Annotated in this window: 11 protein-coding genes; 5 read left to right on the plus strand and 6 right to left on the minus strand. The window is 59.7% G+C overall.

Annotation, left to right across the window (positions count from 1 at the left end):
• Nucleotides 1-317: 317 nt before the first annotated feature.
• On the plus strand, nt 318-1,229 hold the full coding sequence (locus tag A39O_RS0129980; RefSeq protein ID WP_020508335.1) for a sulfotransferase: 912 nt from the start codon (nt 318-320) through the stop codon (nt 1,227-1,229).
• Nucleotides 1,230-1,552: 323 nt separating this feature from the next.
• Here the strand turns inward: A39O_RS0129980 and A39O_RS0129985 are convergent, their stop codons facing one another.
• The 4 genes from A39O_RS0129985 to A39O_RS0130000 form a co-directional block, all read right to left on the minus strand.
• Nucleotides 1,553-4,123, minus strand: a complete 2,571-nt coding sequence (locus A39O_RS0129985) for a putative glycoside hydrolase (RefSeq protein WP_020508336.1) — start codon at nt 4,121-4,123, stop codon at nt 1,553-1,555.
• Nucleotides 4,124-4,413: 290 nt separating this feature from the next.
• Nucleotides 4,414-5,946, minus strand: a complete 1,533-nt coding sequence (locus A39O_RS0129990; RefSeq protein WP_157640525.1) for a lipopolysaccharide biosynthesis protein — start codon at nt 5,944-5,946, stop codon at nt 4,414-4,416.
• A 20-nt stretch (nt 5,947-5,966) separates the two neighbouring features.
• Entirely contained in the window at nt 5,967-7,745 is a 1,779-nt protein-coding gene (locus A39O_RS0129995) for a hypothetical protein (protein WP_157640526.1), read from the minus strand.
• A 111-nt stretch (nt 7,746-7,856) separates the two neighbouring features.
• Nucleotides 7,857-11,735, minus strand: a complete 3,879-nt coding sequence (locus A39O_RS0130000) for a Calx-beta domain-containing protein (RefSeq protein WP_169338515.1) — start codon at nt 11,733-11,735, stop codon at nt 7,857-7,859.
• Between the two features lie 781 nt (nt 11,736-12,516).
• On the opposite strand from A39O_RS0130000, the gene A39O_RS0130005 reads away from it, so the two are divergent.
• From A39O_RS0130005 to A39O_RS0130015, 3 genes are all read left to right on the plus strand, one after another.
• Complete coding sequence (locus tag A39O_RS0130005; protein WP_083924988.1) at nt 12,517-14,652, plus strand: glycosyl hydrolase family 28-related protein; 2,136 nt, start codon at nt 12,517-12,519, stop codon at nt 14,650-14,652.
• A 370-nt stretch (nt 14,653-15,022) separates the two neighbouring features.
• Nucleotides 15,023-15,646, plus strand: a complete 624-nt coding sequence (locus tag A39O_RS0130010) for a hypothetical protein (protein ID WP_157640527.1) — start codon at nt 15,023-15,025, stop codon at nt 15,644-15,646.
• 139 nt (nt 15,647-15,785) lie between these two features.
• Nucleotides 15,786-16,934 (plus strand): sulfotransferase family protein, encoded by a 1,149-nt coding sequence (locus A39O_RS0130015; protein WP_020508342.1) that lies wholly within the window; start codon nt 15,786-15,788, stop codon nt 16,932-16,934.
• 167 nt (nt 16,935-17,101) lie between these two features.
• Here the strand turns inward: A39O_RS0130015 and A39O_RS41960 are convergent, their stop codons facing one another.
• Together A39O_RS41960 and A39O_RS0130025 are read right to left on the minus strand one after the other, a co-directional pair.
• Entirely contained in the window at nt 17,102-17,257 is a 156-nt protein-coding gene (locus tag A39O_RS41960; protein ID WP_169338516.1) for a hypothetical protein, read from the minus strand.
• Nucleotides 17,258-17,628: 371 nt separating this feature from the next.
• Entirely contained in the window at nt 17,629-19,125 is a 1,497-nt protein-coding gene (locus A39O_RS0130025; protein WP_020508344.1) for a sugar transferase, read from the minus strand.
• Nucleotides 19,126-19,996: 871 nt separating this feature from the next.
• On the opposite strand from A39O_RS0130025, the gene A39O_RS0130030 reads away from it, so the two are divergent.
• Nucleotides 19,997-21,499, plus strand: a complete 1,503-nt coding sequence (locus tag A39O_RS0130030) for a sigma-54 dependent transcriptional regulator (RefSeq protein WP_211211761.1) — start codon at nt 19,997-19,999, stop codon at nt 21,497-21,499.
• Nucleotides 21,500-21,599: the final 100 nt, after the last annotated feature.

The raw sequence follows: 21,599 nt of genomic DNA on the forward strand, positions 1-21,599 counted from the left end.
GGCGCAAGCGGCTGATTCTAGGTTAACATCTTGCGCCGTCCGACTGGATGGCACCATCCTGACGGAGGCGCTCGCTTGTAAGGCGATGAGTTCCTGAGGATACACTTCGAAGCGAGTGACTTCGCAGGGTATCTCCGACGTTCGGGGGAGCGGAAGAGGCGGCAGGATTGGCGGCCTACTCAGGTGCTACTCTCCCCCATCACAGTGGGGGACAGCCTTCTTGACTGGCCGCGCCCGCTGACTCCGACGCAAGTGCTGCGGCGCTGCTGCTTGCCGCAAACGACAGTCCTTCCTGCCTACGATAATCGGTGACTTAAATGCCAGAGATTGAATCCTTGCCGATCGTATTTTTGATCGGTGCCGGTAGATCGGGGACCACGTTACTCTATAAGACGCTTTCGCTCCATCAGAACGTTGCTTATTTGAGCAATTATCACAATAAGTATCCCCACACGATACTGGCGTCTGGTATTGAGCGGGTCTTTCGGCGATACCCCGGCATCAAACTCAAGTCATGGTTCAAAGACGACGGGAGTGCGTATTTTAATCGGGCGCGCGAGTTGTATATCAAGGCAATACCCCAGCCGGCTGAATGTGAGTCGGTCTATCAGCGTTGCGGCGTGCCGATTACACCGGCGGATCGTCAGGACGTGAGTGCGCAGTCACGGGAGTGCTTGCGGCGGACGTTCAGGGAGATCTTTCGTTATACCGGCGGCGCGGTGTTGCTTTCCAAGCGCACCGCGAACAATCGCAGGATCGGCTTTCTTCAATCGATTTTTCCAGAGGCGAAGTTCGTGCACCTGGTGCGGGACGGCCGCGGTGTTGCGTACTCATTGCTGCGTGTGAATTGGTGGGCTGACCACATTCTTTTCTGGTCCGGCATGACACCTTCGCAGATGCTTGCGCAGGGTGAGGATGCAATCGACTTGGCCGCTCGAAATTGGGTCGAGGAGATGAAATATATCGAGCAGGGCCTGGCCGGGGTCGCTGCGACTAAGGTCTGCGAATTACGCTACGAGGATTTCCTGGCCCACCCCCACGCGCAACTCGATAGCCTACTGCGGTTTATGGGGGTCGAGCCGTCTACAGATACGCACTATCGGGCATCCGTTGACGCGCTGATGTTAAAGCCGGAGAAAGTGAAGTGGATGACCGCATGGACGGACGAGCAGAAAGCGAGGGTGCTTTCGATACAGAAGGATACACTCGCGCGGACGGGGTATCTTTGATGCGGGGCGGGGCGGCGCGTTGCGCTGCCGGCCAGGTGCAGACAGCGAAGCTATTCAGGTCTTTTCTAACGGACTTGACTAAACCGCGCCGATCGCGGTATGCGATGTCTTTGGGTTGGCTGGCCCCGGCAGACTCGACGATTGATGGAGTTGGCGCGGTTTAACTCAGGCGATTTCCGTCAAATCCTGCACCATCCCGCTCGTTTTTCGCCCGCTTTCGCGTCGCGCCGACAGTTGCACAGCTCGGCTATGCTCCGGTCGGCGCTCCTTGAAGGCAGACAATAATCCTTCACGAACTGGTGCAGGGTTTTTCGGCAATGGCCTTATGGCCGAATCAACACCGAGGCATCATAGGGCGGCAAGGTGATCCGCGTGACGCTGGAGCCGTCGTTCACCGCATCCTGCCCGGTCCCGCGGATGCGCCGGAAGGTGCCGCCCAGATCCACGGTGCGGCTTGTCGGCGTGGCATTGACGACTACAATCGCGTTGTCGAAGTCGCGCCGGAAGATATCGGCGTTCCCCTGGAACAAGTAGACCGAGTCAATCCAGACGTTGCTGCTTTCTTTGCCGACATTGAACTTCAGTTGGAAATTGCCGGTGCGCGATGCGGTGAAGGTCATCACCTGCCGACTCCATTTCGCCGGGACATAGTACTGCTGGGTGACGTCGCCCATGGCCACCTGGATGGCGCGTATCTCGTCCGTTTTCACGGCGAAGGCCAGGGTGTATTCAACGCCGCCCGTGAGTTGGATCGTTGGCCCGTTGGCGGATGCCTCGTATAAGGTGCTTGCGTAACTCTGGTGCTTACCGATTGCCAGGGCGCCAGTGCCTTCGAGCCGGTTAGCCGGCGCGGTGTCTATCCCGACCGACACGTTGTTGCCCCGCCAGTCACCCAGGCCGGAGTCGAAAGTTCCGTTCGGCATCAGGTTCCGTGCGGCAGCGAAGGTGGCTTCGTCATAGATGCGATAGCGTGGCCCGAGGGGAAATCCCATCCAGCCGGCGTGGCGCCGGATCAGCGCCTCGTTGTTTGGAGTGGAGTCGATCGCCCGGCCGAAGGTTGACGAGCCGGGTACTACGTCTACGGCATATTCGTCCCACCAGGGATCGGGCGTCGCCGTATTGTTTTCCTGGCCGTAATAGCCGTCCTCCAGCAATGTCAGCCCGAAGCTGAAGCGAAACGGCGCATTGCTGGTGCCCGGCGTCTTGTTGAACTGATAGACGAGGGTCGATACCCGGTTAATGATCTCCGTGTAACGGGGGCCGACGCTGCCGTGGTGCATCTGTGCGCTGTAGATCGACATCCGGCCATTGATTTCCCGATAATCCGGCGAGGCGCTCCCGATGTTGCGCTGCGGCCATCCCTCAAAATCGCTTCCGTTCAATGAGGTGTAGCCGCGGGACTCAATGACGCCCCCGACGATCACCGCGTTCGGGAGTCGTTCCCGTAAGCTGGTGTAGAAGTCGTCGAGTCCCTGACCCCAGTAATTCTCGCCGGTTGGGGAGAGACCATCATCCTGAACCAGGTCGTTATTGACATCCGGCTTCTTGTTATGGCCGGAGTCCTGGATGAAATGAAAGTCCGTGTCGAACAAGATGCCGTCGATCTTGGCGTTCGTCGCCCGGCCTTGTGCATCCTTTTGGTAGTTATTGGCCAGCCACTCGGCCATGATCACGTTCAATTGCCGTCCACTGGAGTCCCGCGGACAGGTCGTGCTGTGATTGTAGACCCAGATCTCGGCCTCGAGAGCGTCGCCGTTGCCGATCACATGCTCGGCCACGATCGCGCCGGCCGGATGGGCCCGGGCAGTCGACTTCATCCCGCGATTGCTCAGGGTCAGGGTGTTGGTTGTGGTATTCACGGCGGTGACTTTGGCATGTTCCGCGTTCTCGAAGGACCCGGCTCTACCGTCGTAGATGACGACATAGCGACCGGCGTTGAAACGGGTCGCGTCGGTCACCTGCACGCTTGTCGTGTTAGCGGCAATGGCGCTGCGCAAGGTCGCGCCCGGTGCGTAAAGCCAGTGCCCCGCATAGACATTGCACCCGCTGGTGGCTGGTCCGGTGCCGGCGAAGGGCATGCCGCTGCCCGGTGAGCAGGAGTCCCGTTCGGCCCAGCCTTGATAGCCAAACGGCGAATGCACACGCAAACCTCTGGTGTCTGGGTTGACGGCTTGGACTGATGCAAGCCAGGCAAAGCGGTGCGACTTAAGCGGAATCGTGTCGTACTTGGAGAACTGCTCAGCGGAGCCGCTGACGCGGAGAGGGCCGGTCGTGATCCGCGGGAATGGTCGGTCACCCAGGTCTGAGTCCGCGTTCCGTTCGACGCTGTCGGTGGTATCCGCATCGTTGAGGTAGGCGTAGCCGCTCGGGACCGGGGGAGGGGCGCTGCCGCAGGCGCCGAGTGTGGTGATGTCGACAGGAGTCTGCAATGTGGTGCGGTTCGGACCGGCGATCACGGCTCCACCCGCGGTCAGGCAGCCGGTGGCACCTGAAGCCAGCGAGAAGTCGACTCCGTCCTCCCAATTTTGAGAGACGTTCAGCGTGTAGCCGACCTGACCCGGCACGGAGGTAGTTACCAGGTCGTTGTCTTCCAGCGAGACGCCGGCAGTCGCCGCGAGCGGCCGTGAGGAGGCGATGCTTCCGGTGTATCGGATCGCTGAGGAACTGTTCCCGGCGGTGACTCGCAGTCGCCAGGCTCCTGTCTGGCAATCCCGCCAAAGGAATGTGCCACGCTCGGTGGCGGGGTTGTATGCGGGGGTGCCGCAGGCCAAGGTCGCCGCCTCCACCTGGCCGATGAGCAGACTCTGACCAATAAGAAGCGACCCAATGCCGAAGGCTGATTGCAGCCTGCGTCGGTGACTTTTCTTGTGAACGAGTGCAGTCTCGATAAGCATGTTCGAAATACCCGGATTCGTGCGCAGTTAACGCGACGGAAAACCAATACTGGCAGCACGTCCTGGTGACGGCCAAATACTTGCTTTTCGCCGATCGCCCCACGCGACACGACCTTGAGTCTTGTCTGCACCGGGTGACCGGCGAGGAGGGTTGATATCCCTCGCGCTCGAATCCTAACCTGATTTTCTGCTGAGCGGTAGGCTTTCGCCGACGAACGGTACTTCCATTCTGTTGCGAAATCGCCTAAACACGTTGACTGCTCAGGTATATTTGTTTCTTCAGCCGTCAATTACTTTTTCTTATCCACAGATCGTCCGCGCACCAGGGCCGCGACGATCTCTTTTTCCCGGTCGAGCAGCGGTGGTTTCACCAGCAACAGCAGGCCATAGGTCGCTGTGATGACCAGGGTCGTCAAGATGACGGACATTGTGGTGTCCCACACCCACCAGCCCGCTACGCCCGCGGTTGCCCCGTGTACCACGATCCAAGCGAAGAGCTTGAGGTTTACATCGTATCCATAGCCTTCCCGCCGGAGGCGCACGATCACGATCGTGTTGGCAACGACCGTTCCGAGGAAGTTGGCAATCACCAGACTCCAGACCCCGAGGATGGGTAGCAGTGGGAGCGCGATCAGTAGCGAGGCCGACTGGATAACATTAGTCCAGAAGAAAATTGGATTTTTTTCCAGGGCCTGCACCATCAGTTCGACGAGATTGCGCGTGCCTTCGGAGATCAGCACGATCAGGAATCCCATCAGGAGATAAGCGGCGTTGCCGTATTTACCGTCCGTTATCCAGTCCATGAGCGTCGGACCTTCCACGGCTAAAATGACAATCGGCAGGGTCAGCAAGGTCAGGTTGATGCGATAAACAAACTCGGAGATTGCCGCGACCGCCCGGAAATCCCCCTCGGCGGCGAACCGCGCCATGGCGAGTGGCCGAACCATGCTCATCAGCATGCGGGTCGGGAGAAACCTGCGGACCAAATTCAGCAGATTGTCGGCAACACCAAGCACAGCGACATCCGCCGTAGGCAGGAAGTGTGCGGCGACCAGCCGATTCGGCGCACTCCCGTAGAACAACGCGCTCTGACTGAGCAAGAACCCCCAGGCACCGTATCTGATGGCACGCCTACGATTGGCGCGCCACCACCCCGGATCGCCGACGCCCCGTTGTTTGTCACCCCGCCATTTGCGTAGCCATCCGATCAGCAGGACTGTTAAGGATGTGGCCTCGCCGGCGGTTTCAGCAACGACCACGAGCGGCAGATGCAAGACTCCGAATACCGCAAAACCCACCAACAGCAGAGCCGTCACTGCACCGCCCAGCGCCAGACTGTATTGGCTTTCTTTCTGCCATAAGAACGACTCCAGGCATTGCGAAAGCCACAATGCGCTGAGCCGCAGGTAGCCGACGAGAAGATACCAGGGAAAAAGCCATATCCAGTCTTCGAAATTGAATGTCCGGGCAATGGTTGGAGCAAAAGGTATCAACGCGGCAAATAGCAGGGAGACGATCAATGTACGGACCAGCATGCCGCCGAACAGCAAGCGATAAGCGGCAAGGTTGTTGCCGGTGGCCCGCAGTTCCGGCAAATACCGGAACAAAACCTTTTGAATACCAATCGCGGTGATGACACCGACCGTGACAATCACTGCCTGAAAGGAAACGTAGGCCGCGTATTCATCCAGGGGCAGTATGCGCGCCAAGATAAAAAAAATGGTCAGGGATGATACGATGCGAAAGGTCTTCCCTAAGGCGAAATGGGCCAGACTGCGGCGGATCATGCTCCAGCCGTAATGTTTGCGATAATCTGAGTGCACGGTTTGGCGTCTCTTTCGCGTTAACTGAAGGACGATGTTTGGGGGTCTGGTCGGCGTTCGTTTGGACTCGGAGCGGCGTGTCCGGATGTAGTGAGACCCGCCATGTTGGCCTGCCGCTCCCAATAGGCGACGAAGCCGATGATGATCATGAGCAGTGTCTGATAAGCGACGTCGAACACCAACACATTCTTGTGGGCAAGCGTGATCAGTATGATTGCGATGGCGGGACGAGCCGCACGTAAGGCGGCAGCGCGCTCCGGTACGTCAGCGTACGCACGTTCGAGGCGACCAGCCGAACGGAACGTCGCCGCCAGCAGGCCTAGGATCAAAAGCAATCCGAACAGGCCGGTCTCCCACAGCAGGGCGACGACGGCGGTGTTACCGATATTCTGTTTGAGGTTGATGACCACGGGAATGCCGTCAGCCAGCGCGCTTGCTGTCTCGCGATAAGGTGTTTCGATGTCGCCGACGCGCGTATAGCCGAGGCCATGTCCGATGAGCGTGCCCTTGATGTCGACAAGTCCATGCCGATCGATCCAGAACTTAAACCCGCCGAAGCGCGACAGTTCATCGCCGACCTCATCATTTGCGATGTTGTATTGGTAGGTCCAGTGAATCAGGTCCTGAATGCTTTCCAGTCGTGCCGTACTCGGAGCATGGAGGACGAAGGATGTCATGAGGGCGATAAGCAGCAGTGATACGGGAAGCAGCGCCAGCAGGAACCGAAGGGGTCGTTGTATCAAGTCCTTCCCATATAGTACCGCAAAGACCGCCAGTAGGTAGATGACGGAGACCTTCGCCTCGTTGACAAAGATGGGTAGTGTCAGCGGCGCGGAAAGCAGGAAGAGTCTGACCGTTGAAATGACGTTGAGTTGACGCGCGGCGATCAGCCCTGCGATGACCATCGCCAGAAAAGCATTCAGGACTGCGTTCGCCCCGCCGCCTTGCATGCTGGCGCCAAAACTCCCTGCCACGACATCGATGGGAACGATGCCGTTGCCAATATGCGCGCGCGCCGGAACGAGGAACAGGAACTGGTGTAAAACGAAAGGCAGTTGCAGGAAGGCGATCACAAGAAACACGCGCGGCAGCCGATCGATCACGTTTGGCGGCCACGGAATGAAGGCAAGGGCAATCAACAACCCCCAGACCTGAAAATAGCCTTTGAATCCGACGATAAATCGCGTTGGGAGAAACTGGGAAAAGGCGCTGGCGAGAGTGACGGCAGCGAAAAAGCCGAGTGCCCACCAGATCACACTGGGGACCGGCCGCCAGCCGGGGTTGGGCCCTAATCCCGGGGTTCCCCATACCGCATACAAGGCGAGCAGGATGGCAATCGGCGAGAGTGCCCAGCGGACCAGTTGCAGTTGCGGCAGATACAGCTTGAACAGACCGCTGATCACCAATGCACCGATAACGGTTCCCCACAGCAGCCACACGGGGCGCATGGCGAAGAAGAGTCCGATCAGCGCGGCCGCGGGTGCGATGGCAATCAAAGCGATGCCCGGATTGCCTTGGGCGGCGAGCCAGCCGATTGCACCGGCGGCTGCCAAACCCGCGGCGCCGATGCCAAGTCCAGTCCCCAGGTCTTTGTCGACACGGCCGTAAACGCCCATGGTATTCCCAGCGCAGTCGTGGCGCATCGGGGGAAACCGGAGGAACCGGGCACCGAGCGCAGTGAAAAATAATAACACCCGCTCCCGCGAGGGCGTCGCGATCGGGGCCGTCAGCGAATGCCAGGATGTCCCTGGCCACGCCCCGATATAGCAAAAAACCGGCTGGCGGTCCAGGAATAGCATTTCCTGCACCGTCAGTCGGTTTCATTCGAGGTGGTTCTGGACGTCCCGCCGTGCATCAGGATCCAGTTCGCCCCAAGGTTTACTGCCTTGGAGCAGGTGGATCGCCGCCGGTTACGGGATGCTGCACGTACCCAGGGTTGTCAGATTTACGGAGTTCGCAAGCGCCGTGCGCACCGCACCGACATAGATCGGTACGCTCGCGGGGGCGTCGACGGTGAAACAGGCATCCGCCGCGGCCGGGAGGGTGAAATCAACGCCGTCCTGGCCGGTTGCGCCCGAATTCAGCCGGAAGGAAATCCGTGTCGGGTCCGACGTCAAGTCCAATACATCGTTAGCCTCGATGCTGAACCCCTGCGGGTTGAGCAGGTTCTGGTCGGCCACAAGGGTTCCCTGGTAAGTGGCCGTGGTACCACCCCCGGTCATCCGAGCACGCCACCGGCCGTTAGTGCAATCTTTCCACAGGAACACGCCGCGCTCGGTCGCCTGGTTGTACGCCGGTTGGCCGCATGGAGACGCCTCATTGTCGACGATCGTCGCTGTCGCGACGAGGTTGCCCAGGACGCCGTTCGTCGGACCGCTCAACACCAGGTTGAAAGTCTCCGGACCCTCTGCGAGGACGTCGTCCACCAGCGGCACAGGCACGGTCTTGCTGATTTGACCCGGTGCGAAGGTGATGGTGCTCAGCGCCAATGCGGCGTAGTCGTTTGGCGCCGTTGCCGTGCCGTCGGCGCTCGCCACGTTCACGCTCACGGTCGCTGAACTTGCCGCGGAGAGGGTGAGCGTGAAGGCCGCTTCGCCGGTTGGGTCGTTCTCCGCGACGGTGACTGCAGTCGCCGAAATGGTAGGCGGCAGCAACGAACCGCAGTCGCCCAAGGTTTCCAGGTTGAACGGCGTCGCGACCGACATCCGGGACGCGCCGACATACACGGGGGTTCCCGCTGGTGCGTCAACGGTAAAGCAGACGTTCGCCTCCGCCGGGAAACTGAAGCCCATGCCGTCCTGTCCGCTGCCGCTGACAACCAACTGGTAGGCGATCCGCGTTGGATCAGTCGTGTAATCCAGGACATCATTGGCTTCGATGCTGAATCGGGTCACGCCGAGTAGGTTCTGATCAGCGATCACCCGCCCACGATACGTCTTGCTGCTGGTCCCGCCCCCTGAGACGCGGGTCTGCCACACGCCGGTCGCGCAGTCTTTCCACATGAAAATGCCGGGGTTGGTTGCCGGATTGTAGGTCGGCGCGCCGCAGGGCGAACCCTCGTCATCGGTGATCGTGACCGTTGCCGACGTGTCCGCGACCAACACATCGGCCGGGTTGCTGAGATTTAACGTGAAGACCTCGGTCGTCTCCCGGTCCTCATCGTTACGAATTGGAATCTGCAGCGTTTGCGTCGTCTCGCCCGGCGCGAAGGTCACGGTGGTCGGCGGTAATGCCGTGTAGTCGCTTGGGGCCGTCGCCGTCCCGTCGGCGGTTACGAGGTCCACGCTGACATAGGACTCGCTCGCCTTCGACAAGTTGACCGTGAGGGTCGCCGCGCCGCTCGGTGTGTCCTCCGCTACGGTGACATCCGCCACCGAGATCAGGGTGCAGGGGCCCAGGGTCCGCGGATCGAAGGGCGGATAGACCGGCGTACGCAGGTATCCGACGTACACGGGAGTGCCGGATGGCGCGTCCAGCGTCAGGCAGGTCGCGGCCGTCGCTGCCGGGGTGAAGTCGAATCCGTCCTGCGCGGCACCGCTGACGTTGAGTGAGTAGCTCACTTGCTTGGGGTCAGTGGTGTAGTCAAGCAAATCAGTGGTCTCGATACTGAAACCCGTCACGCCGCCAATGGCCTGAGTCGATAAGACGCTGCCCCGGTAATTGTTGACCGGGCTATTTCCGAAGGTTCGCAAATGCCAGGTTCCCGCCGGGCAGTCCTGCCACAGGAAGGTGCCCGCGTCGGTGTTCAGATCGAGGGTGGGCGCCGCGCAGCTCGTTGGCACGGTGGACGGAGGGACAGTCCCGGGCAAGACGACCTCCTCGACACCGCCGTTTTCGGTCAGGCGATACAGGCGATCCGCGGCGAGGTCGGGAAAGGTTTCAATCAGTGTGCTCGGAGCGGGCCAGCGCACTTCGATATCCACTGTCGTGTTGCCGGCCAGGCCAAAGTGAATCCGCTGGTGATTTTGAGCCCACCGATGATATCCGCCGTTCTGTTCGCGCAGTTGGGTCTTGCCGCCAGTCGTTGCGTACACGATAGCTCCAACCGCGTCGCGATTGGTGGTGATCCCAACCAGGTCGAGCTCGATCCAGTGGTTTCCGTTCCCCTGGTTCTTGAACATGAGGTCAGCGCCGCCGGTGCTCGCTTCGACCTCCGGGTAGACCGCCAAGCCGTTCGTCACGAAGAGATCCAAGAAGCCGTCCACGTTATAGTCAGCGATGACGACGTTCTCTCCCAGTCCGGCGCCGACCCCGACCGGACCCTCGGTACCGGTGTTTTGCGCCAGTTCAAAGGTGCCGTCGCCCAGGTTGTCGTAAAAGCGATTCTCGATGTTCGCGACCGCGTCACGACAAACGAGATACAGATCGACATCCCCATCGTTGTCGAAGTCTCCGGAAGCGCCGCTGACGCAGGAGATTGGTGTACCCAAGCCGGCGGCGGCGGCGCCATTCGTGAAAGTGCCGTCCTGATTGACATACAGCACGGGTGCGATGGGCAGATCGCCGGGCTGGCGGCCGGTCATCGTCAGGTCGGAAATGGGGGCGGTGCTGGTGATGGCGAAATAGACATAATTCCACCGTCCACCAGGAGACATCTGCACGGTCCAGGTCTTGGTTTGGGGCTCGTATCCGATGTAGATACCCTTGTCAACCGCGGGGTCATGTGGCTGGATGCCGGCATTGTCGGGGTCCGCCGGGGAGAGTTGTGCCACGATCGGACCGCCGCCCGGCTGCGCACCGAGTGCGTAGCCGGTCGAGCCGATGTGAACATCGAACGGATTTCGCGCGTTCCAGGTGATCAGGAACGACAGGTCGCCGTCAGTGACGAAGCTGAACGCCTTCTCACGTGCATTATCCGTGATGATATTCGCTTCGAGACGGTCATTGTTGTCCCCGGTGATGCTTGCGCCGCTCGGGCGCTGCACTCCCCGGATCACGAGCATGTCGGTCTGCAAGTCCCCGTTGAAATCGGCGACGACCGAATCCGACGCCAGGCTGGTCGCCGGCAGGATCGATGTCTTGTCGGCGAAGGGTAGCCGGTTGATATCGTAGACTTTGTTGGGGAATACTTCCATCCCGGCGCAAATGATATCCAGCGCGTTATCTCCGGTCAGATCCGCCAGTTGCATGTACTGATTGTTGCTGCACTGGTGCGCCACGCGCGCATTCGAGCGGACCAGGGTCGACGCCGGTGAGACGTAGGGGACCTGAACAAAGAACTGGCTTACGCCGGCCCCGGTGGAGCCGCCATGGTTGGACATCGCCCAGTCGAGATGTCCGTCGCGAGTGAAGTCGATCCAAATCGGCATGCGGGCACCCCAGGTGTACCCGGAAAGCCCATAACCCAACATTTGATCCGAGAGTATCTGGCCGTCGTTGACCAGGAACTGTGTCTTGTCGACCGCGCCAACCGACACGACGAGGTCCTGATCGCCGTCATTGTCAAAATCGTTCCAGGCAGCGCCATGCTGGTCGGCCTTGGGCGAGGTTCGCCAGGTATCGACTTCAAACCAGCGATCGTCGAAACTGCCGTTAGTCATATTGAGGTAGAGGCTCGGCCGTGCCCGATGATGGTTGACGAAGAGGTCCGGCCAGCCGTCGCTGTTCTTGTCACCCCAGGACGCACCGTAGGACTCGCCGCTGTACATGACGTTTGCCTGCGGCGTTACGTCTTCGAACTGAACCTGCGCGGATGCCCCCTCCCCAAAGATCAGCAGGGAGCACAGTGGCGCCGCGGTGAGCAGCGCGGTGAGCGGGGATCGTCCGGTGATAGAACCTCTAAGTATCATGGTATGGCCCTGTAAACGAGGATTACGTAAATTGTGACTCGATGACCGCGAGGCGAAAGCCGCTGACGGCAAAGGATGGGCGGCTCGCGGGAACCGGGAATGGCCGCCGCTGTTTTTCATCCATCGCGGATGGGTTGCGGCTGCTCGCGGTCCCGCCATCACGGCGTTCCTGCCGCAACCTCAAGCTGGCGGTGACACATCAGGAGTCGGGGCAGTGTGACGGGCCGCAGCGAGGATGGGGGAACGCTATTGGTTTATATCTAGCAAAAAGCAAGCCAACCGTCACGGATGAAGACCCGGTTGGGCCCTTGATCGTCGTTCCGGCCTTAGGGTGGACAAACGACAGTGCAGTCCACCGCAGCCCGCGCCGCCGCTGGTGGACTGCGCGGCGCTTGTCTACCCTAGGATCCCGCGTGGCCGTAACCGTGAGCAAGGCCCCCGGCTGACTCAGGCGCCGGCGGATTTCCGGCGCGCACGCGGGCGACTGCAATTCTGTATCGCTGATGAAGCAGTTTCTGATGAAGCAGTTTGCTCAGTTCGCTCGTTTGTTACCGATCGCGAAGTTTCGGCGTCGGGCAAGGCGTCGTCAGCAGTCGCGGCCCGCCGCGGCACAGGATTTAGTGGCGCAACCTTTGCGTTCACATTTTGGGCCTGGTTAGTCGCTAAGCGTCAAGGAGTACGCGAGGCCTGTTGTGATTTCGTCACATCTTTTGCCGTTTCGCTTGTCCGGCGTGCCGGGTCTTCGTCAAATTGCTTTGCGTTTTGATGCTGGAGTTCGATTGTGCAACGATTTCCAAAAACTCAACCGTGGTGCTGGGTCGCATTCCTGGCTCTCGTGGTGTATGCCGGTGTCGGTTTCGGGGCCGGCGAAGCCTTGGACCCGGACGATCCGCTGGTTCAGCGAGGTCTCGTCTCGGTCAGTGCTTTCGGGGCGACGGCGAACGACGATACCGACGATACCGCGGCGATCCTCAAAGCCTTGGCGACTGCACGAGACCGCGGTATGGTCACTTACTTTGCCTCCGGGACCTACCTGGTCTCGGACACGCTGACCTGCTTTCAGCGGGCGACCCACAACGGTCGCCGGCACGTGCTGGAGCGCCGCAAGCCGTGTGCTATGGTCGGCGCGGGGAATGGCGAGCGGTCCGTGTTGCGCTTGATTCCTGGAGCGCCGGGTTTTAACGATCCGGAGCGCCCGAAACCGCTGGTTTGGTTCTGGGCGCAGCCCGACCGTGGAGCGCGGGCCGCCAGCGTTGATCCACTGGACGGCGATCCGGGCATCTCGTTCAATCAGGTCATCAAGGGGATCGACATCGACCTCCGTGCCGCGGGCAATGCAGGCGCCGTCGGCATCCGCCACGCGGGTTCCCAAGGTTCGACCATTGAAGACATCAGCATATTTGCGGATGGAGCCTTCTCCGGCCTGTATGACACGCCTGGACAAGGAGGCGGGGTTTATGACCTTCGCGTGTATGGTGGACGTTATGGAGTCTATGCGACCGCGGCCTCCCGGTATCCGCTCCTGGTCGGCTGTCGATTCCTCCGCCAGGATACTGCCGCCATCGATTGGTCCGGGAATGTCGTGTTTGTGATGGTCGGCTTTCTGATCGAAAATGCATCATCCAGACCAGTGCTCACCTTACGGGAGCGCGGACCGGTCTTCAGTCGCGGATTCGTGTTGGTTGATGGGGTGATAGAGTCCGCGGGTCCGTTGGCCGTCGACAATACGGCCGGAAAAGCCCTAACGCTCACCAACGTATACTTCAAGACCAACGGGGCCAGTGTCAAGAGCGCGTACAAACCGCCGGTGCCGACGGCGGGCTTGTGGACGCGGATCCTGGAGTACAGTTATACCGGTACCGGCTATTTGTCGATGATCAACGGCGAGACTCACTCCGCCGGGTATGAAGTCATTCAGGCCGCGGCGAGTGCTCCACCCGCGACTGACGCGCTGATCCGGCGCCACTTATGGGAAGTCGGTTTTCCGTCGTTCGATGACCCGGAGGTGGTGGACGTTCGCCGTTTTGGTGCTATCCCGGATGACCTTATCGATGATACCGATGCGATCCAGAAAGCCTTGGATAAGAATGCCAAGGTATTGTTGCCAAAAGGGGTTTTTCTCTTGAATCGGCCGCTTGTGTTGGGGCCTTCCAACGCGTTGCTCGGTATCGGAAAGACCATCTCAGTACTGCGCGAGAGCACCCGCTGGGTGGCTGGTTCAGGAAAGGCGCTGGTTACCACGGTTGCTGACGCGAATGCGCGGCCATCGCTCTCATTTGTCTTGCTTGAGACCCTGTCGACTGCCCGTGCGGCGGTGGATTGGCGTGCTGGGTCCGCATCGAGCGTGCGCGATATCATGGCGGGTCCTATCGCGTCTTATTACGGAGAAAAGATCAGCAATCCTGGCCATACATTCCGTATCTCCGGAACAGGCGGCGGGCGCTGGTACGCGATTGCCGCGGAATGGGGTCACTTGCATGGGGCCACCTATGATCCAAACTACTCTCACCTGCTGGTCGAGGGTACGAGTCAGGCACTCGCGTTCTACGGTTTGAACATCGAGCGCGATGCCGTTTGGCCGCAGGCCATCATCCGTGATTCAGCCAACATTGACCTATTCTACTTGAAAGTGGAGGCCGATGAATGGCGGGGGGCAACGCCTCCCGGCGTGTTACTGATCGAACGCTCCCGTAACATCCGGATATTCGGGATGACCGGAAACGCTCATCCGCCAGGCGCTTCTTTAGTCACGCTCGATGGCAGCGATGACGTTATGTTGACTCAGGTCGCGGGATTTCGGCCGAAGGACGATTTTTTTAACGTCGTCGAACTGCGATCGGGCAGTTCTCTGAAGATTGGCGGTAACACGCCGCTGGCCCTGTTCAAGCGTGAGCGCGGTACCCTAACCCGGCCCTGATCGAGCAAGGTGTAAGGCGGGCGGGTCAGTGATACGGCTTTGGTCGCAATTGCGCCAAGGTCCACGCCGGGGGGGGGGCGCCCGCCTCCCGCCTCCGTGCTGGCCGGCGGCCCGCGCTCCCGGGAAAATGGCCGGAGCTGTGATCGAGGCCAATTCAACAGGCTGCGGATGTCTGGCGAAAGACCTGCGATGCAATTAAGATCGGCGGGGGATGATATCAGGCCCGCGGGCGAACCTGGTTCGGAAACAGCGCGGCCTATTCATGGCTTGGCCTGAGAAAACCGCGAAGTGGCATGATAATTGCATATTTTAGTGATTGGCAATCATCGGAAGCCGCTCCAGGTCACAGGCCATTGCTGACGGTGGTCGGGTGAAAGCTGAAGGCAAAGTGTCAAATGATTTTGTAATGACGGAGATTAAGGTGATGCTCATCCCGCGGGTTCAGTCGGCTTCCTTCCTTGGGCTCTTGTTGTTGTGCACGCTTCCTGCGCTCGGATGTAATAATCCAGCGGTTCATCCGGAAATGGCTGAGTTTAATGCTTTGTTGGAAGCGCTTCCGGCGGAGGCACCGGGGCCGGTACAACTGAAGTTCAAGATCGACGGCGATATCAAGGCCGGTCAGTCGGCGATGGTCCGAGTTGCATTCTGGCAAAGGGAGCCGTGTAAGAGCGGGCGGTACGTCATTACGCCAAGTGCTGGGGTCGCTCTTGAGAGCAGCCTTCGGGAAGGCGTGATTCCCTGCCGTGGATCGATTGAATTAACTGTCCGCGCTGCCAGCCGGGGTTATCACCACCTCAAGATGGAGACGCATGTCGAGACCGATGGAGCTTCGATACAACGCACGGAACTCGTTGGTTTGCCTGTTGGTTTGAACGATCTTCCAGTTGCGGAGACAACGGTTCCCGGCAGGTTCGATTTCGCCGGTTCAAAACTTCGGGGTGTCCTCGCGGTCACGCAAGGTGCTGAGACGTTGTCTCAGCAACCATCCAAGTAGATCGTGGTCGTCAGCGCGCTGATGCGACACACCTTCACCCTACGGCAATTGTTGATCGAAGGCCCGAGGGCCACCAACCAAGGCGTCGATTCCAAGTTCGGCCGGAAAATCACTGTAGTTGACCGCAGGAGATAATCAGATGCAACTCGACCCGCCCCACAGTGCCGAACTGACGCTTGTCGCGCACGGTATCAACGCCGGGATGGCCGTTCGCCCAGGCCCGGATCAGACCGTCGCTTTGTCATCCCCGCTTGTTTTCGTTACCGGGGCGTCCCGCTCGGGTACCACGATGTTGGCCCGAATGCTTGGATCGCACAGTGCGATCATGGCGTTCGACGAGCTGCACTACTTCGGCTCACTCTGGGATCCGAGCGATAATGGCCGGGAGTTTACATCGCGGAAACTGGCTGAGATCGCCGCAATTCTGCTGGCACGGCAAACTCGCGGTTTGTGGGGCGGTCGTCCCAGTACGGACGAACAATCCTGGGGCCGTCACCTTGAGCGGGACTTGGCCGAACATGAGCGGACTCCCGCCGGCGTGTTCGCAGCAGTCCTGATGCGTTTAGCCAAGGATGCCGGGAAAACAATTGCGTGTGAGCAAACGCCGCGGAACATCTTCTACGCCAGACAGCTGCTGGATCTTTACCCTAACGCACGTGTCATACACATCGTTCGCGACCCGCGCGCCGTACTGGCATCACAAAAGAATCGCTGGCAACTCAGGCGATTGGGTGCTCATCACCTGCCTTTGTCGGAGATGCTTCGTAACCGTGTCAATTATCACCCGCTGACCATGGGCAAACTGTGGGCGAGGGCGACTGAAGAGGCGTTGGGCCTCGTCGGGCACCCGCGCTTCATGATGCTGCGATTCGAAGACCTAGCTGCTGATCCAAAGACGGGCGCGGAGCGTCTGAGTGGTTTTCTGGATCTGGAATACGAACCGGAAATGCTCGAAATTCCGCGCTGGGGTTCATCGAATGTCGAGCACAGCAGCGAGCAAAAAGGTGTCTCGGCTGAAGTCGTGAATAAGTGGCGAGACTGTCTTTCCACTGGAGAGGCGCGGATCTGCGAATCGACCTGCCGGCGCCAAATGGAAGAGCTAGGATATCCAACCGAGTTTCTCGGTGACGCTCATCGGCTGTCAGCGCTTCCGAGCCTGCTGTCTTATCCACTGCACGCGATGGGTGTGGTCGCCCTGAATCCTGGGCGTGCCTGGATTCACGTTAAAGCGCTGTTCCGGCGTCGGCGTGATACCGGGCACCTTGCTCGTGCTTCGGTAAGCAAATGAGGGATCGTGTCGATGTTCTTGAATGACATCGGTTCCGACAGACTCGACGCGTGCTGGCGCTGGCGCGAACTTTCAACCGCGTCTCCACCGAACCGGAACAACGATCACGGCACTGCGTCACGTGAATGAGAGGATGAGGGGTGTGCCCTTTTGGCCCCCGGTCGGCTTCAGTCTTGGAAGACGAACCATTCGATCGTGCGTGCGGGCGCCAACGTCAGGTCGGTCGGGAAAAAGGGTTGGCGATCACGCGTACCGAGCGGATCGACGACCAACACACAGCGGATCGGCAGGGTCGAACCACCCCCTGGCTGCGCCAGAGACACGTCTCGCTGAGTAGGCGTAGCGTCTTGAATTCGCCGCGATACCATTGAACCGTGGTCGCGGTGCCCGGGGTGCCTGCCTCCTCTACGCGCCTGGTCAGTTGGGCAAGGGCTTGGCCCTTCTTCGGCTTGGGGCCGCGGCGCCCCCGCGGCAGCGGTGCGGGCGGCGTGAATCAGCATGCATCCAAGCGTAGCCGCGAGACCAAGGCCGCCTGTGCGCTGAGGCTTTCCCAGCCCAGGCGCACACCGGAATAGCGGCCGTCGTCGACCAGTCCAGTGCAGGCCCACGAATCACCACGCGACTATCGACCGGTCTAAGGACGAGGAATGTCACCCAACCCGGCAAATGGCCGCATTGGGTTTCACTGGACCGATTAATAGGCGTTCTTGTGCACAAACCCACGGATGAAAGTCGACAGGATAATTTGAATATCCAGCCAGAGCGACCAGTTCCGTATATAGTCCAGGTCGTAGTCCACCCGCTTTCCCATTTTATGAAGTGAATCGGTTTCTCCGCGCCAGCCATTGACCTGAGCCCATCCGGTGATGCCGGGCTTGACCTTGTGGCGGAGCATATAGCCGCCGATCAGGCCGCGGTAATATTGATTGTGGGCGACGGCATGAGGGCGTGGTCCGACGATCGACATCGAGCCTTGCAGCACGTTGAAGAATTGGGGCAGCTCATCCAATGATGTCCGCCGCAGGAAGCCTCCGAAGCGGGTCACTCTGAGGTCGCCCTTGCGCGCTTGTGTGACTTCGCCATGATCCTCGCAGACTGTCATGCTGCGAAATTTCCAGACCATGATCTCTTTGCCGTCAAGGCCGAAGCGACGCTGCTTGAACAGAACCGGACCAGGCCCAGTCATCTTGACGCCCGCCGCGATGATCGCCATCGGCAGCGCGAGAAGTATGACGGCGACGGTGCCGACCACCAAGTCCTCAATGCGTTTGATCATCGCATCGGGGCCATGGAACGGGCTCTCATAGACACTCACCGCCTTGATGCCGTCCAAATTCACACACCGACGGTGCAGCGCGTCAACGCGGCCGATGTCCGGCATGGACTGTAACGAATTCGTTGCCCCATCGGCGTTCCGGGATCGGCGATCTTGAACCAGATACACGGAAGACGTGCTGTCTCCCAATTTGCGAATCAGAGACTCGATCTGTTGCTCTGCATGGTCCGGCGGCAGGGTGATGTAGACAACGTCCACATCGCCACGACAGGCGAGTTCAACCATGCGATCGAGGGATGCCGGAGCACTGGCGCCGGACGTGCCGTGAGTGGCATGTGAGCCCGCGTCGTCGAACATGCCAACCATCCGAAATCCAAGCCAGTGGTTCTCCTCGGCCCACCGTGCGATGTGCTGACCCAGGTCGCTGTTTCCGGCAATTGCCAACCGGCGTGTGTTGTACCCGTGCGCTCGGGCCCACCGCAGGGCAAAGCGGACACCGATCCGCGCGGTGGCCAGCAGTACGGGAGTCCCGAAGAGCCAATAAAGGATAGTTTCCGGGGGGTAGTTGAGTGCGTCCCGCTGCATGTAGAGCGCTACGAGGGAGACCGCGGTGACGCCAAGCCACGATTCGATCGTATACCAAACCTCGGTTGTCATCGACTCGGTACGCCAGGATCGATAGAGGTTCTTTGCGCTGGCGAGGAAGTAGAATACGAGCACTCCGATCAGACCGGTCAGGGCCAGCGAGGACGTCCATGGCAAGCCGGTCCACTCGCGTGCCAGGTAAAGGCTGGCCATGATGATAGAGGCGTCCGCGATGCGGTGAACGATGGACAGGGTACTTTGGTGGTACCGCAACCGCCCCCGGCTGGACTCCCGGATCAGGGCGGAATCAATGATATTTTCAGTCGACATCGTGAGTTCCTCTGGTCAGGTTCGGCTGACGGTTTCAAGCGTCGGCAACTGCACATTGCAAGAATTCGGTGAGCCTAGTCCGGCGGTCGGATATCGCCAAGGACGTGTTAGCTCTTCAGGTAATCGCCCTGTCGATCACCCGCTCCATATCGTCGTCACCAGGGCCATGACGCCCCTATTTTCGGAACTCCGTGTGTCCAGGGGGCCGGGTCCAGGACTTCGGTCGAGCACATCGTTTGAGCCTCAAACAGGCCCCGTAGGCTGGGCTTCGGCTGACGAACCTCTCCAGCAGTCGAACACCCTGACTGGGATGTGCTTTTCAGCGGGTTCTGAAAAAACGCAAAAGGTGCGACGCAATTTGCGAAAACTCCATGTCGACCGCGAGTTTGTTACGTAGAATTCCGGGACTCGGCTTCGCCCGAAACCCATCTACGCCCAGGGATTGCTCCGAACCGCGATGAGCGTTATCGTCCGCCCGGCTAGCAGTACGTGATCGAAGTCGCTGTGTTGCTTGGTGCCTGAGACACACTGTTTTCCTTCGCGCCAAGCGATCGTCTCGTCTGAGTGCTGCTGCCGGCACCTGGAGGTTGGCAAACGAGAAAGCAAACATCATGCCAGCAAGGAAGTTTCCGGCCTTTGAACCTGCGCACGTTCACGGATCTGATTTTCGCACTAGTATGTTACGTAACAGAGTTGTGCAGTTGACTCATTGGCGTTACAACTATTGGCGGTTGGTCGGCGGACGGAAGGTCTTGCGGATGGCCGGGTGCCAGGGTCAGCGGAGTATGTGCAACCAGAAGCGGTTCGGCACGCCACCGGTGTGTCGAACGGGTGTCGCGCGGGCCTGCGGCACGAGACGTTTACACATTCGTTGGAGCCAATCCACCAGAGCCCGAAATTTTTCAGATCGACTGTACACGATTTATTGTCATCTGACTGCCGGACAAGTCGGAGCGGTGACCACAAACACGCGTTTTCGCGAGGGTATGCAATGGCAGCCACGGAATCCCGAGCGCTTCTCTATCTCAGGCCGCCGGTCGCGGAGGATTCGTTCTCCGCTGAGCTGAGTCTGCGGGGGTGGAGTGTCCATCCGGCCTCGAATCCCGAAGAGGCCCTTGAGTTGATCAGTCAGCATGAGTTTCTGGTGGGCTTGGTCCACTGGGACGGATCGCACGAGGATCTGCACTCCTTGCGATCGGAACGGGAGCATGTGCTCCAGATGCTCGATGCGAACAGCCACATCAACTGGGTGGCATTGCTGGCCGATGCGGCGAGTACGTCGCGGCCCGTGTCACGTGTCATCACGACGCACTTCTACGATTACCACACATTGCCGCTTGATCCGGACCGGCTCCTGGTGACCCTGGGGCACGCCTACGGCATGGCCGAGATGACGCGGTTTCACGCCGAGCCGAATCCTTTCCATGCAATCCATCACGAAATTCTGGGACGGAGCCCGGCGATGCGTGCGCTGATTCAGAGCATTCAGAAGGTCGGCGCCATCGATCTGAATGTGCTGATTCGCGGCGAGAGTGGGACCGGCAAAGAACTGACAGCACGTGCTGTGCACCGCCTCTCGCACCGCAGCAGTGGTCCGTTCGTCGCGGTGAACTGCGGGGCACTTCCCAAGGATTTGATACAGGCGGAGCTGTTCGGGCACGAAAAGGGGTCTTTTACCGGGGCGGATCGCCGTCGATTAGGGCGGATCGAATCGGCGCAGAACGGGACGCTGTTTTTGGACGAGATCGGCGATCTGCCGATCGAACTGCAAGTCAATCTGCTGAGGTTCCTGCAGGAAAAAACGATTGATCGGATTGGTGGGGCCAGCGAGATCCAAGTCGATGTGCGCGTGATCGCTGCAACCAATGTCAATCTCGAAAAGGCCGTGGAGGAGGGGCGCTTTCGCGAAGACCTTTATTACCGGCTGAATGTGTTGCATCTGGACATGCCGCCACTGCGCGAGCGTGGGGAGGATGTCGAGTTGCTGGCGGGACACTTTTTTCGGGAGTTCGCCAACAAGATCAACCCGAACCTCAAAGGGCTCAGTCAACAGTCGATCGATGCGATCAACGCTTACCCCTGGCCCGGAAACGTCCGGGAGATGATCAACCGAATCCAGCGGGCGGTGGTGATGTGCGAGGGACGATTGATCAGTCCGCGTGATCTCGGCCTGGATCAGGACGCGCCGAACTGTTCCCTCATGACTTTGGCCGAGGCGCGTGCGAAGGCGGAAAAGGAGGCGATCGAAACCACGCTCAGTGCGGTGCGCAACAATGTGTCCAAGGCGGCGCGGCGGTTGGATATCTCACGGGTGACCCTCTATCGACTGTTGGAGCAGCACGCGATCGACTGGCAGCGTGATCGAAATTCCTGAGAATCTGCGATGTGGAGGGGCGACTGAAGTCGCCCCTACAGCCCCTACAGCCCCTGCGGATCTTGCAGGCATGCGCAGTCGGGATCTTTATTCCTGGGAA

This window comes from Lamprocystis purpurea DSM 4197 (assembly GCF_000379525.1).
Taxonomy (GTDB): domain Bacteria; phylum Pseudomonadota; class Gammaproteobacteria; order Chromatiales; family Chromatiaceae; genus Thiodictyon; species Thiodictyon purpureum.